We start from the raw sequence: 12523 nt of genomic DNA, 5'->3' as shown, positions 1-12523 counted from the left end.
CGTTAGGGGGTCGGCCGATCGGCCGACGCGTGCGACCGGTAGATGCCGATTTCCTCCGGTCGGACGAGTCCGTCCTCGATCGCCCGGGCCAGCAGCGCCGACTTCGTGGCCGCCGGCCTGCCGGCCCGGGTGTACTTGATCCTGGCCCGGTCGACGTACTGCTTGACGGTGTGCTCGCTGATCCGCATCCGCCGGGCCACCGACGCCTTCGACATCGACTGGAACCACAGCAGCAGCGCCTCGCGTTCCTTGTCGGACAGGACCGGTCGGTCCGGTCGTGGATCGCCCACCATCGCCCCGGCCAGTGCCGGCGCGACGTAGGGCCGATCGCTCGACGCGTCCAGCACGGTCGCCACGCAGTGCTCCCGCCCCTCGTGCTTGGCGAGGAAGGCCACCGCCCCGGCGTCCAGCGCGGCCAGCATCGTCTGTGGGTCGGAGTGCTCGGAGTAGACCACCACGCGCCGGCCGGCGGCGCTCAGCTCGGCGAGCTTGTCCAGCACCAACCGGCCGTGCAACCGCAGGTCGAGCAGGATGACATCGGCCTCCGGCGCGGCCCGCAACACCTCGTCGGGATCGTCGCCGGTGGCCAGCACCGTCAGCCGCGGCTCGGTGGCCAGCCAGGCGCGCACCCCGTCGATGACCACCGGATGGTCGTCCACGATCGCCACCCCGACCGGCCGCCCCGGCGTCACCGGTGCCACCGCGTCTGCGTCCATCTGATCATCCCGTCCCGTTCGTATAGGTGCTCGACCTGCCCGCCGCTGTCCACCGGCGGATGCCCGGCGGGGTCGGGGCCGGCCCGGTCGGGTGTGACGAGGCTGACCACCACCTCGTCCGGTCCGGAGACGACGGTCAGTCGGGCCCAGTCGCGCGCGTCCGCGAGGACGGCGGTGAGCGGATCGGCCAGACTGCGGCGGATCGGCACCGGCAGCGATGGCGGCGTACCAATTGTGACCAGGTCGATGGGGAGTCCGTTGCGTTCGGCCAGGTCGGCTGCGGCGCGCAGCTCGTGCAGGAGTGGATGGGGCACGTCGTCGGACTCGGCGATCAGGCGGCGCAGCCGGGTCGCGGCGCGTACGCAGCGGCGCTGCACCTGCGGGTCGGTCGGATCGGCCTCCCCCTGCGCCAGTTCGGTCAGCAGCTCGCTGGCGGCCTGGCTGACGAACGCCAGCCGTTCCCGCCGGTCGTGCCGGGTACGCTCGGCGGCCTCCCGCTCGGCCACCATCGCGTTCGTGGTCGCTGCCGTGGCGGCCCGGGCCCGGGACAGCGTGGCGAGTACCGCCGCGCCGGCGAAGACCGCCACCGGCAGCGACGAGGTGCCGTACAGGGCCATCGTGGACCGGGCCAGGTCGGCGGCGCCGGTCGCGCCGTACAACGCGACGGCCGTCAGCGCGGTGGCCGCGTGGGCGGCCAGCAACGCGAGCAGCCACCGCACCGGCCGTCCCCAGAGCACCACCAGGAAGAACCAGGCGAGCGTCCCCCAGACCCAGTTGGCGGGGCTGAACAGCTGCCCTCGACCGACCGCGGCGAAGACCACCACGTCGACCAGGAGCAGGACGCCGACCAGCGGCGGTGCCGGCAGCGGCTTGTCGCGCAGCAACCGGATCCCGGCGGCCACCCCGAGCCCGGCCACCAGCAGCCAGCCGCCGAGCACCACGTGGGGCACCGCCAGCGCCGATCGGGCGGCCAGCACCGCCGGCAGCCCGATCACGAGGTGCCAGACCAGCGCGATGGTCACCGCGACGACCCGGGCCCCCCGGTCGGAGGTGCGCGCCACCGCTGCCGCCGCCCGAGCCGCGTCGACCTCGTCGGTCGCCTCCGTGGTCCGGGCATCCGGTTTCGGGTACGACCGCGCCGACTGCGGGAGGAGGGTGGTGTGCGGTTCAGCCGACATCCGACCACTCCAGCCGGATCCGGGTCCCGTGGCCGGGCGCGGTGTCGATGTCGACCCGACCGCCGATCGCAGCCATCCGGCCGCCTACCGACTCGCGCAGGCCGTACCGATGTGCGGGGACCGTCGCAGGGTCGAAGCCGGGACCGTCGTCGGTCACCTCGACGGTCACGCTGCCGGCGAAGCGTCGCAGCCGCAGGGTGCTCCGGGCGCCGGGGGCGTGCCGCGCCACGTTGGACAGTGCGGCGTGGGTGCTCTCCGCGACCGCCTCCGCGACCGGTGCCGGCACGGAGCACGGTGGCAGGTCTGCGGTGACCGGCAGGCCGGGCAGTCGGGCGCACACCTGCCGCAGCCGTTCGTCGAGCCGGGCCGTTGCGTCGTGCGGCACCGACCGGGCGTCGGCCAGGGTGGCGAGGGTACGCAGATCGGCGGCGCACCGCTCGCGCAGCGCCGTGGAGGGGCCGGTCACCGCGCCCTGCCCGACCATGGTCAGCGTGGCCAGGACGGTGTCGTGCAGGTCGCGATTCTGCTGCCGTTCCGCCTCCCGGGCGGTGCGGGCGACCAGCGCGTCCCGGGCGGCCCGCTGGTCGGCCAGGAATTCGGTGTCGGCCCGGGCGATGCGTCGTCGCATCACCGTGGTCATCATCGCCGTGCAGGCGGTCTGTGCCAGCAGGGTCGCGGCATGGGCGCTCGCCTCGGTGGGGTCGCCGGCCGTGTACGCGCCCGCCGCGTAGGCGACGGTGACCAGCAGCCCGGCCGGGATGGACCAGCGGGCCGGAGCCGTCGCCTGAGTGTTGATCACGGTGGTGCTCGCCAGCACGGCGATCCAGCTCGACTCGCCGGGCAGCACCTCGGGCGCGACCAACACCGGGATGGCCAGGCAGGCGGCACTGGTCAGCGCCACGTCCCCGGCGACGAGCGGTGCGTCGATGCCGTGGCTCCAGGCGCGCAGTGCGTACCAGATCGACCAGGCGGTCAACACCGCGATGGCGGGCACCAGCAGGCCCGGACGCACCGGCGGGGTACGCACGGCGAGCGCCACGACTGCGCAGACCAGCCCGCAGGAGAGCCGCAGCAGTGCCGGCAGCCGGGTGAAGATGAATGCCAGTGCGCCGGCACCCGGACGTTCCAACGGGGCGGGTGGCTTGGTCGGACTGGGCGGGGCCGGCATCGGGAAGGCGTCCTTTGCGACAAACGACCCGATCCGGGTCCGCGCTGCGGAGATCGACGCCGGAGAATAACACGTGATGAGGGTCGCGATTACCGTGGGTGTTGGCTGCGCCGTCGTTCTGTCAGGGTCCGGTTACTCGCCGCTCCCGCCCGCGGTGGCGTGACGAGCCCGGTCGGGCCTACCCGACGGGGTCGAGGCGGAAGGTCGGGTGGTCGCAGGGGTCGGGTAGTTCGTCGAGGAGGCGGCGTACCGGCCCGGTGCCCCAGCGCTCCCGGTAGGCGGCGAGGACCATCTCGCGCTGCCCGCCGGAGATCTCCACCGCCCGGTACCGGGCGCTTCGGCCACGTCGGTCCACCGTGCAGTGGCCGGCGGCCCGGACGTTGCGTACCCACTCGGTGCGGCCGCGCACCGAGACCAGGTATCGCTCGCCGTCCAGTTCGAGGATGTTCACCGGTACGCGCTGCGGCGTGCCGGTGGTCCGGCGCGTCACGGTGAGCGTGCTGGCCGCGCCGAGCCGTCGCACCAATGGGTTGGCCACCCGGGTCACGAACCATCCGGGTGGCCGGTAGGCCGGCTCCCACCGACCGGCGCTGGCATGCGAGTTCTCCACCATGCCTCGATCTCAGCAGCCGTCGGCAACCCACGCTCTTCGCGGTAAAGCTGAATACGACGTGTTATATTGACAAAAATCAATTAATTTAGGAGGGGGTATGAGGATCCGACTCGCGGTCGGGGCCGCTCTCACCGCCGGGCTGCTCGCCGGCAGCGTCGGTGTCGGCGGCCTCGCCGGTGCGGTCCCGAACGCGGAACGCCCGCCCGGTACCGCCGCCGACGCGCTGCCTGGGCTGCTCGCCGTCGGCGACTTCGACTTCTCCCAACCCGAGACCGTCGCCACCGGCCTGCAGGTGCCGTGGGGGATGGACTTCCTTCCCGACGGCAGTGCCCTGGTCGCCCAACGCCCCACCGGCCAGGTGGTACGCATCCGTCCCGGTCAGCAGCCCGAGCCCGTCGTCACGATCTCCGGCGTGACCTCGACCAGCGAGGGTGGGCTGCTCGGTCTGGCCGTCTCGCCCAGCTACGCCCAGGACGGTTGGATCTACGTCTACTTCACCACCGCGTCCGACAACCGCATCGCCAGGTTCCGACTCACCGCGCCGCAGACCCAGCAGCCGATCCTTACCGGACTGAGTCGGGCGGCGGTCCACAACGGTGGCCGGATCGCCTTCGGTCCGGACGGGATGCTCTACGTCGGAGTCGGTGATGCCGGACAGACCGCCACGGCACAGAATCCGCAGAGCCGAAACGGCAAGATCCTGCGGATCCGGCCGGACGGCACCGTCCCGCCGGACAACCCGAGCGCCGGGTCACCGGTCTACAGCCTCGGCCACCGCCACGTGCAGGGACTGGCCTGGGACGCCCAGGGCCGACTATATGCCACCGAGTTCGGTCAGAACACCTGGGACGAGATCAACCTGATCGTGGCTGGCGGTAATTACGGCTGGCCCACAGTGGAGGGGCGGGCGAACGACCCCCGCTTCCGTGACCCACTGATCACCTGGACTCCCGCCGAGGCATCACCGAGCGGAGCGGCCATCGCCGGCAACCGGCTTTTCGTGGCGAGCCTACGCGGCAACCGACTGTGGAACGTGCCGCTCAACGGGTCCGGGGGAGTCGGCACCCCGACTGCGGAACTGATCGGCAGCTACGGCCGGCTGCGCACCGTCGAGTACGGCCCCGACGGGTGGCTCTGGGTCACCACCAGCAACCGCGACGGCCGGGGCACCCCGGCGGCCAACGACGACCGGGTCCTGCGGTTCCCGCCCCGGGACGGTGCGACGCCGCCCCCGACCACGCCACCACCCACCACGCCACCACCCACCACGCCACCACCCACCACGCCGCCACCCACCACGCCGCCACCGACCACCCCGCCACCGACCACGCCGCCGCCCACGACCGGGCCGGCTGCCTGCACGGTCGGTTGGACGGCCAACCAGTGGAACACCGGGTTCACCGCCGACGTACGCGTCACCAACCGCGGGGCAGCCCTGACCAACTGGACCCTGACCTGGTCGTTCAGCGGCAACCAGCAGGTCACCAACGGGTGGAACGCGCAGATCACCCAGTCGGGGAGGAGTGTGACCGCACGCAACGTCTCCTGGAACGGCAACCTGCCGACCAACGGCACGGTGAGCTTCGGCTTCCAGGCCACCTACTCCGGCACCAATGACCGTCCGACCGACTTCCAACTCAACGGCACCGCCTGCCAGCCGGGCTGACCCGGTCCGGCGGTGGCCACCTCGGGTGGCGCGGGTTCGACGAGCCGGTCGTCCCGCGCCACCCTCCGGCTGACCGGGACGCCGGTCCCGCGCGAGGCTCGACGTGGCGCTGGCCGCCGGAGGGCTCGACCAGCTCGTGCACACCCGTGGGGCCGACGGCCGTCAGGCCAACCTGCGGCGGCTGGTCTGCGACCTGATCGAGGAGTACGGCCGACACACCGGTCACGCCGACCTGCTGCGGGAGGCGGTCGACGGCCTGGTGGCGAGGATCCGCCAGCCGGTTGGCGCCCTCGGTCCGGCCACTACCGACTGCCCGGCTGACGGCGTGCCGACCGGCGGCCTGCGGCACCGGCAGTGCTCACCGTACGAGGCCCACGGTCCCCGCCCCGGGCGGCTACGCCCGGGCCGGGAACCGCTGGTGACGGGCCTTGCGCCGAGGTGCGATGCGGTGCATTACCCGGCGCGAGCGAGACCCCCGTCGAACCCCCGTTTCGGCGGCTCCGTCGCTCACGCTCCGGTACCGCCCGTCGATCATTAGTCTGCGGCCGGTCCCCGGTGGAGATGTTGATATTTCGTGCCACCGACGGGGCGCTCTGTGCCAACTCTGGACGGGAGGCGGATCGACTCCGGCCGGCCGTACCCGGCTGGCGTCGCCCGGCCGCTACACCGGCTGTGGTTCGCGGCTCAGCCCGCGTCCCTTCATCACATGTTGCAGCAGCCTGATGAGGACATCCTTGGACGATTCCTTCTCCCGCGCGTCACACAGCATGATCGGGATGCCGGGATCAAGATCCAGTGCCAGTCGCACCTCGTCGAGGCTGTAGCGCTTCGCCTCGTGGAAGCAGTTCACCGCGACGATGAAAGGCAGCCCCGCTCTCTCGAAGTAGTCGACCGACGGAAAGCAGTCGGCGAGTCGCCGGGTGTCCGCCAGCACCACGGCACCCAGCGCACCGAGAGCCAGTTCGTCCCAGACGAACCAGAACCGGTCCTGGCCGGGCGTACCGAACAGGTAGAGGACAAGGTCGTCGCTGATGGTGATCCGCCCGAAGTCCATCGCCACCGTGGTGGTCGACTTGGCTTCGACGCCGGAGAGGTCGTCGACGCCCACGCCCTGCTCGGTGAGGAGTTCCTCGGTGCGCAGCGGTTTGGTCTCGCTGACGGCTCCGACGAGGGTGGTCTTGCCGACGCCGAAGCCGCCCGCGACAAGGATCTTGATGGCAGTGGGAAGGATCGGGCGGTCTTCCCGATCAGAGTGCACGTAGTCCATTGATGAGCGCCTCGAATACGCTGTTGTCGGGAAGGGCGGCGGCCTCGCGGGGTTCGGAGACCCGGACGAGTCCGCGGTCGAGCAGTCCGTCGAGCAGGACCCGTACCGTGCCGAGCGGCAGGCCGAGGTTGGCGGCGACCTCAGCCAGAGCAATCGGGCGTTGGCAGAGGTCGACAATCTGTGCGTGCTCCGGTGCCATCCACGCCTCTTGCGGTGGCGCCGTCCGGGTCGCGAGTAGCAGTGCGACGACGTTGTGGCCATTTCGTGGTTTGGCTCGCCCGCCGGTCACGGCGTACGGCCGGACCACGGGCCCGGCGGCCTCGTCTACCCAGTGGGGGTCGGTGTCGGGCGTCGTCATGGCGGCCCCTAGATGTTGGTGGGCTGGATCGACCGAGATGGTGACGCGAGGAACTTGCCAGCCCGTGTCACGACCATCGCCATCTCGTAGGCGATGAGCCCGACATCGGCTTCCTCGGCCGCGAGGACGGCGAGGCAGGCGCCGCTGCCGGCGGCCGAGACGAACAGGAACGACGAGTCCATCTCGATGATGGTCTGCCGTACCTTGCCGCCGCCGAACCGCTTGCCCGCGCCCTTGGCGAGGCTCTGGATCCCCGCCGACATCGCGGCCAGGTGCTCCGCGTCGTCCCGGGAGAGCCCGGCGGAGGAAGCCAGGAGCAGGCCGTCGACGCTGAGGACGATGGCATGCTCGGCCTGTTTGACCCGCCCGACCAGGTCGTTGAGCAGCCAGGTCAGATCGGCGCTCGCAGAGTTCTGCTGCACTTGCCCGTTCCTCTTTCTCACCGATCGGCTTCGGTCGCGGAAGGTCCGTGGTCCGCGTGGCCCTGCTCTTCTCCGTCGCCGAGACGTTGCGCTTCGGCGCGTCCGCGACGGGTGCCGCTCTGGTAAGAGCTCATCCGGGAGCGAACGTGTTCGGGCGACCTTTCCTTGTCGGCCTCGGCGGTGTCCGGGCCTTCCGCCGTCGACCCGTCGCGCAGTTGTGGCGCGAGGTGGGCCTGGCGACGCCTCATGGGCAGTCCACCCTCGGTGTGCGCGGTGGCGGGTGCCGTGCGCTGGGCTGGCGGCGGGGCGCTGTGCGGCGACTCGTCCATCCCGGTTGGCGGGGCGCTGCGAGGTGGTTCGTCCACCACGGTCGCGGCTTCGTCGGCGGCCCGGCGAAGCGGCAGCGGCGGAGCGTCGGAATCGGCTGGTGGTCGAGCGAGGGTCGGCAGCTCCACCGTCGGACGGTGCAGGGGCTGCGGCTCTGCCACCGCGACCGACGTCGGGTGGGTCACTGCGGTGCCCACGCCACCGCCCGCGGTGACCGTGCTGGTGGTGGTCATGTTGCCGCCAGCCGTGGTCGACGTCGTGGTGGTGGTGGCGTCGGTCACCAGGCTCTTGGGAATCAGCACCACGGCAGTCGTACCGCCGTAGGGCGATGCCTTGAGCTGCACGCGGACCTGGTGTTTCGCGGCAAGCTGGCTGACCACGAACAGCCCGAGCTGGGCGGCGGTGTCGAGGTTGAACTCGGTGGGGGTGGCGATGCGCTCGTTGGCCGCGGCGAGGTCCTCCTCGCTCATGCCGAGGCCCCGGTCCTCGATCTCGATGACGAATCCGTTCGCCACCAACTGTCCCCGGACCTCGACGTCGGTGGTCGGGGGAGAGAAGGACAGGGCGTTCTCGATGAGCTCGGCGAGCAGGTGGATGACGTCGCCGGCGGCGCGGCCGGCCAGTCCCACCGACCCGAACGGCAGTACCCGCACCCGCGTGTAGTCCTCCACCTCCTGCAGCGCGCCACGGGCGACGTCCACCATCGGCACGTTCTTACGCCAGGCGCGACCGGGTACCGAGCCCGACAGGACGATGAGGTTCTCGGCGTTCCGCCGCATCCGGGTCGCCAGGTGGTCGATGCGGAAGAGGTTCTCCAGGTCGTCGGCGTCCTGCTCGGTGCGCTCCATCCCGTCGAGGAGGGTCAGCTGGCGGTGCAGCAGGGCCTGCTGGCGTTTGGACAGGTTCAGGAACACGTCGCGAACGCTGCGCCGTAGCTCCGCCTGCTCGACGGCGGTGCGGACGGCGGTCTCCTGGACCCGGTTGAAGGCCTGGCCGACCTGACCGATCTCGTCGATGCCGAAGTCCAGGGGCGGTGCTTCGGCGGCGACGTCGACCTTCTCGCCGCGCCGGAGGCGTTCGACCACCGCGGGAAGCCGCTCGTCGGCGAGCCGGTGGGCCGCGTCACGGAGTCGCTGGAGCTGGGCGACCAGGGCACGCGCGGTGGTGATGGACAGGACGATCGAGGCGATGACCGCCAGCAGGCCCAGACCGGCGGCCAGGACCAGCCGGATGACGACGCCGACCGCGACCGGAACCGCCCGCTGCACCAGGTTGTCGCCGCTGCCGAGCACCATTTCCTGCAGGTGGGTCAGGGCGGAGTTGGCGACGGCGTCCCAGTCGGACGCGGTCACGACCGGCTTCGTCGCGGTGCGGTTGGTGACCACCTGGTCTTCGAGTTGGCGCAGGTTGCTAAACGCCGTCCCATTGATGACCTGATTGAAATCGGCCCGGTCGGATTCGTTCATCTTGTTCGGTGTGCGGGCGGCCAGGAATCGCTGAGCGGCAACCAGCTCGGTGAACCGGAACTGTTCTTCATCAGTCATTCGGCCGGCTGCGATAACACCAGAGAGCAGGGCATCTTCCTGCGAAATGAGTTCCCTGAGGCGGTACAGCTCAATGAGGTTCTGCGTATCCTGCGCGATTTCGGGGTCGTCCAGGGTGCCGACGACGTCGTAGATCTGGAACAGCTTTTCGACGAGCGTGGCGTAGGTCTCGGCGGTTCGTCCGCGGTCGACGGCCCGGTCGTCGATGGAGGTCCGGACCGCGGCCAGCCCGTCGAGTGCGGAGATGGCCTCGTCGACGCGCTGTTCGGCGTCGGCGTCGGCGGCCAGCCGGGCGCGCCAGCTGCGGGCGGTGGCCCGGAAATCGGTGGCCTTGTCGTCCACGCTCTGGCGGGCGGCGTCCAGCGCGTCCTTCCGTTCGGTGGTCGGCCCGCCGAGGTACGCGACGGCGAGTCGCCGCTCCACCTGAAGCTCCAGCAGCAACGGCTCGCTCGGCGAGACGATCTGACTGTCGATCACCTGGACGCCGAGCAGGTTCACGCCGTCTCGTAAGGTGACCCAAGCTGCGAACAGCCAGAGCGCAACAAGCGATACGAGGAGTGCAATAACCTTAGTGCGCAGATTCGCACTGGAGGACCGCATCAGACCGTCCCAAGCGGAGCATCGACGAGCTTGCCGGCCGGATGAGCCGCAAGCGCTGGTCTAGACAGACCGAGAAACGCTATCAGTTATCTGACTATCGACTCAAGGTCGCAGGTAACAGATCCGTCCGACCCGGACAATCTTTGTCCGGAGTGGGTGATCGACGGCTGCCGTCACGCCCAGGCGGGTACGGCGGCCAGCCAGCCCGCCGCCCGGTGCTGAGCAGCCAGTACGGCAGCACGAACGATCACGGTGGGTTGATATAGATCCTTGTCATGCCACAGCGCCAGCCCGTCCTGCCCGTCGTCACAGCTGAGATAGGTGTGGGCGCGACGGACCGCCGTGACGACTTCTGTGCGCCGCTGTCCGGTGGCGATCAGGGTCTGCACCGCGTACGCGGTCTCCTCGGCCGTGCCCCCCCAGGTACCCCACGAGCCGTCCGGGCGCTGCGTGGCCAGCACCCAGTCGGCGGCGCTGGCGAGTGAGGCGTGCACCGTGGGCGTGGGACCGAACTCCGCCAACGCCGCGGTGCAGCATGCCGTCGCGTAGAAGCGGGAGGCGTGCCAGCGGTCATCCCAACTGCCCTCGGCGTCCTGGCGCTCCTGTAGCGCCGCCACCAGGCGGCGAACCGCGCTCCGGTACCGGTGTCCCGGCTCGGGATGCCGGCCCGCGTGCTGCCCGAGTGCGTCGAGCACGTGGGCATTGGTGGTGACGCTGAAGCCGTCCTCGCCCGGCCAGGTGCAGAAACCTTCGCCCGTCTCGAAGTGGAAGAGGCAGTCCGGGGACACCGGAGCCCCGATCCGACCGAGCGCGAACAGGGTGACCGAGGTGGTGTCGGCGTCCGCCGGTAGGCCGGGCCCGGTCGGTGTGCCCGCCGCACCCAGGTTTGCGGTGAGGCTGTCGATCAGGTCGGGACAGGCCGTCACCCGGATACCTGCCCGCACCAGGGTGGCGGTCACCCACGCCCGCTCGAAGACGGTGATCGGCGTCGCGCACGGCACCGGGCCGCCGTTGCGGCGCACGGTCTCCTCCAGGAACGCCACGGCCTGCCGCCCGTCGGGGCGATCCGGCGCACCGAGCCACGCGGCCGTCGCGGCCGGCGAGGCACCCACCGTGCCGGGTGACATCGACACCACACCCGAGGCGGTCGGGGCGAGGTCGGGCAGGATCTCCAGGGCGTGCCACAGCTTCTCGGGCACCGGTGCCCCGGTCGCCACCAGACGGCGGACGGCGGCGAGCCGCTGGCGGGTCATACCCGCTGGCAGATCCAGGTCGCGCCGCTGCCACCGCCGATCGCCCGGTGAGGTGCCCGCGAGGTGGCCGAGGTGCTTGTTGAGCGAGTCGACCAGCGCGGGAACGATCAGGTCGATGGCCGGTGTGTCCGGTAGGGGCCCGGAGCCGCGCAGCAGCACGGCCAACCTGTCCAGCGCCCGGCCGGCGGCGCGAGCCACCTCGGCGGCGTTCGCGGTTGACGCCGCGCGCAACGCCGCGAGCAGGGCCTCCGTCGCGCTCAGAGTGGGGACCAGGGCGTAGCCCCCGGGTGGCCCCCAGCCGCCCTCCGGGTCTTGGTTGTCGAGCAGGTACCGCACCCGGTCGGCGTGCCCGACCAGCCATGGGGCGAGGCTCACCAACCGCGCGGTCTCGTAGATCGACGGGGAGGTGCGGCCAGCGGGCTCGCGCAACATCTCGGCGACCAGGTCGCCAGCCAGCTCGGCGGGGTCCAGGACCGACCCGGCCGGCGTGCCACGGTCAACGGTCGTCACCGCTGCCCCAGAAGTCGCCTCCGCCGTAGAAGGAGGTGGTGAAGCCGAGCTCACGCCGAAGGTAGACGGCCTCCCGTGGGCACGAGTCCGCCAGCGAGTCCAGCAGGGTCCGGCAGCGGCGGATCTGGTCGCCGACCTGTCGACGCACGTCGTCCTGGTCGACCCCCAGCATGAGGATGTTCAGGTCCCCGGCCTTGACGTCCCGACCGTAGCTGGCCAGGTCGTTGACCAGCCGCAGAACCTTCTCCACCGCCAGGCTGGCGGTGATCAGCTCGGCGAGTCGCTGCTCGCTGTCGACCGCCCCGGTAGCGATCCAGTGCGAGACGTTGACCCAGGTGGCGCCGTAGCCGGGGGCGTTGTCCAGATACTCAGCCGGGCCGGGTAGATCTGTCGGGTCGGCATCCCTGGCCGCCCGCCACTGCCACTCCCGCAGCTCAGCATCAAGCATGCGGTGCAGTTCCTCGCGCCACAGGTGCGCAAGGCGGCCGAACGCCGGCATCGCGGCGAGGTCATCGCGGATGTCGGCGAGGAACCGCCCCAGGGGATCGTCGGCGGCCGGCGCGTCGCCGGCGGCGATGGACAGACAGGTCGTCACGGTCGCGGTGGCCGTCTCGGCGGTGGTGGCCACGGAGTCGATGTACCAGTCCTCGGCGGTGACCCAGAGGGATGCCCGGTTCGCGGTGCGCAGCTCGGCTGCGCTGCACCACGGCGCGATGAACGCCGTGGACAGCGCCAGGGCGCTCAGCATCGTCGCGTCGACCGGAGGGTCCGGAAAGAGGCTGGGGTACGCGGCGACCCGGGCCTGTAGGTCACGTTGGCCCTTGGTCGCCACGGAACAGATGCGTCCCGCCTCGGCGGCCAGCTCGAATGCGGTAGCGAGGGGTGGGGAAGACAAGATCGG

At 71.1% G+C, this 12523-nt stretch carries 12 protein-coding genes; 2 read left to right on the top strand and 10 right to left on the bottom strand.

What is annotated here, in order from left to right:
• Positions 1–2: 2 nt before the first annotated feature.
• The 4 genes from BMY89_RS08445 to BMY89_RS08430 form a co-directional block, all read right to left on the bottom strand.
• A complete protein-coding gene (locus BMY89_RS08445) occupies positions 3–716 on the bottom strand; it encodes a response regulator transcription factor (RefSeq protein ID WP_092377668.1) in 714 nt (237 codons plus the stop codon).
• Positions 689–1894 (bottom strand): hypothetical protein, encoded by a 1206-nt coding sequence (locus BMY89_RS08440; protein ID WP_232521138.1) that lies wholly within the window; start codon positions 1892–1894, stop codon positions 689–691. The genes BMY89_RS08445 and BMY89_RS08440 overlap by 28 nt, the downstream gene beginning before the upstream one ends.
• Complete coding sequence (locus BMY89_RS08435; protein ID WP_092377666.1) at positions 1884–3062, bottom strand: sensor histidine kinase; 1179 nt, start codon at positions 3060–3062, stop codon at positions 1884–1886. The genes BMY89_RS08440 and BMY89_RS08435 overlap by 11 nt, the downstream gene beginning before the upstream one ends.
• 178 nt (positions 3063–3240) lie before the next feature.
• Positions 3241–3675: a nitroreductase/quinone reductase family protein gene (locus tag BMY89_RS08430; RefSeq protein ID WP_092377664.1), complete on the bottom strand. Its 435-nt coding sequence runs from the start codon at positions 3673–3675 to the stop codon at positions 3241–3243.
• 97 nt (positions 3676–3772) lie between these two features.
• On the opposite strand from BMY89_RS08430, the gene BMY89_RS08425 reads away from it, so the two are divergent.
• On the top strand, positions 3773–5341 hold the full coding sequence (locus BMY89_RS08425; protein WP_092377662.1) for a PQQ-dependent sugar dehydrogenase: 1569 nt from the start codon (positions 3773–3775) through the stop codon (positions 5339–5341).
• Positions 5342–5444: 103 nt separating this feature from the next.
• On the top strand, positions 5445–5879 hold the full coding sequence (locus tag BMY89_RS30840; RefSeq protein WP_232521137.1) for a mycothiol transferase: 435 nt from the start codon (positions 5445–5447) through the stop codon (positions 5877–5879).
• 123 nt (positions 5880–6002) lie between these two features.
• On the opposite strand, the gene BMY89_RS08415 is transcribed toward BMY89_RS30840, so the two are convergent.
• From BMY89_RS08415 to BMY89_RS08390, 6 genes are all read right to left on the bottom strand, one after another.
• Positions 6003–6608 carry a GTP-binding protein gene (locus BMY89_RS08415; protein ID WP_092377660.1) on the bottom strand — a complete coding sequence of 202 codons (606 nt, stop codon included), beginning with the start codon at positions 6606–6608 and terminating at the stop codon, positions 6003–6005.
• Positions 6589–6966, bottom strand: a complete 378-nt coding sequence (locus tag BMY89_RS08410) for a DUF742 domain-containing protein (RefSeq protein WP_092377658.1) — start codon at positions 6964–6966, stop codon at positions 6589–6591. Before BMY89_RS08410 ends, BMY89_RS08415 begins: the two co-directional genes overlap by 20 nt.
• Positions 6967–6974: 8 nt before the next feature.
• On the bottom strand, positions 6975–7388 hold the full coding sequence (locus BMY89_RS08405) for a roadblock/LC7 domain-containing protein (protein WP_092377656.1): 414 nt from the start codon (positions 7386–7388) through the stop codon (positions 6975–6977).
• A gap of 17 nt (positions 7389–7405) precedes the next feature.
• Positions 7406–9859, bottom strand: a complete 2454-nt coding sequence (locus BMY89_RS08400) for a sensor histidine kinase (protein WP_092377654.1) — start codon at positions 9857–9859, stop codon at positions 7406–7408.
• A 173-nt stretch (positions 9860–10032) separates the two neighbouring features.
• Entirely contained in the window at positions 10033–11622 is a 1590-nt protein-coding gene (locus tag BMY89_RS08395) for a prenyltransferase/squalene oxidase repeat-containing protein (RefSeq protein WP_232521136.1), read from the bottom strand.
• Positions 11609–12517, bottom strand: a complete 909-nt coding sequence (locus BMY89_RS08390; RefSeq protein ID WP_232521135.1) for a terpene synthase family protein — start codon at positions 12515–12517, stop codon at positions 11609–11611. The genes BMY89_RS08395 and BMY89_RS08390 overlap by 14 nt, the downstream gene beginning before the upstream one ends.
• Positions 12518–12523: the final 6 nt, after the last annotated feature.

The organism is Micromonospora phaseoli (assembly GCF_900109115.1).
Classification (GTDB): domain Bacteria; phylum Actinomycetota; class Actinomycetes; order Mycobacteriales; family Micromonosporaceae; genus Micromonospora; species Micromonospora phaseoli.
This window is presented reverse-complemented; position numbering and strand designations above follow the sequence as displayed.

Coding starts and splice junctions, on each gene's coding strand:
- BMY89_RS08445 (WP_092377668.1), bottom strand. CDS start 716: ATGGACGCAGACGCGGTGGCACCGGTGACGCCGGGGCGGCCGGTCGGG.
- BMY89_RS08440 (WP_232521138.1), bottom strand. CDS start 1,894: ATGTCGGCTGAACCGCACACCACCCTCCTCCCGCAGTCGGCGCGGTCG.
- BMY89_RS08435 (WP_092377666.1), bottom strand. CDS start 3,062: ATGCCGGCCCCGCCCAGTCCGACCAAGCCACCCGCCCCGTTGGAACGT.
- BMY89_RS08430 (WP_092377664.1), bottom strand. CDS start 3,675: ATGGTGGAGAACTCGCATGCCAGCGCCGGTCGGTGGGAGCCGGCCTAC.
- BMY89_RS08425 (WP_092377662.1), top strand. CDS start 3,773: ATGAGGATCCGACTCGCGGTCGGGGCCGCTCTCACCGCCGGGCTGCTC.
- BMY89_RS08415 (WP_092377660.1), bottom strand. CDS start 6,608: ATGGACTACGTGCACTCTGATCGGGAAGACCGCCCGATCCTTCCCACT.
- BMY89_RS08410 (WP_092377658.1), bottom strand. CDS start 6,966: ATGACGACGCCCGACACCGACCCCCACTGGGTAGACGAGGCCGCCGGG.
- BMY89_RS08400 (WP_092377654.1), bottom strand. CDS start 9,859: ATGCGGTCCTCCAGTGCGAATCTGCGCACTAAGGTTATTGCACTCCTC.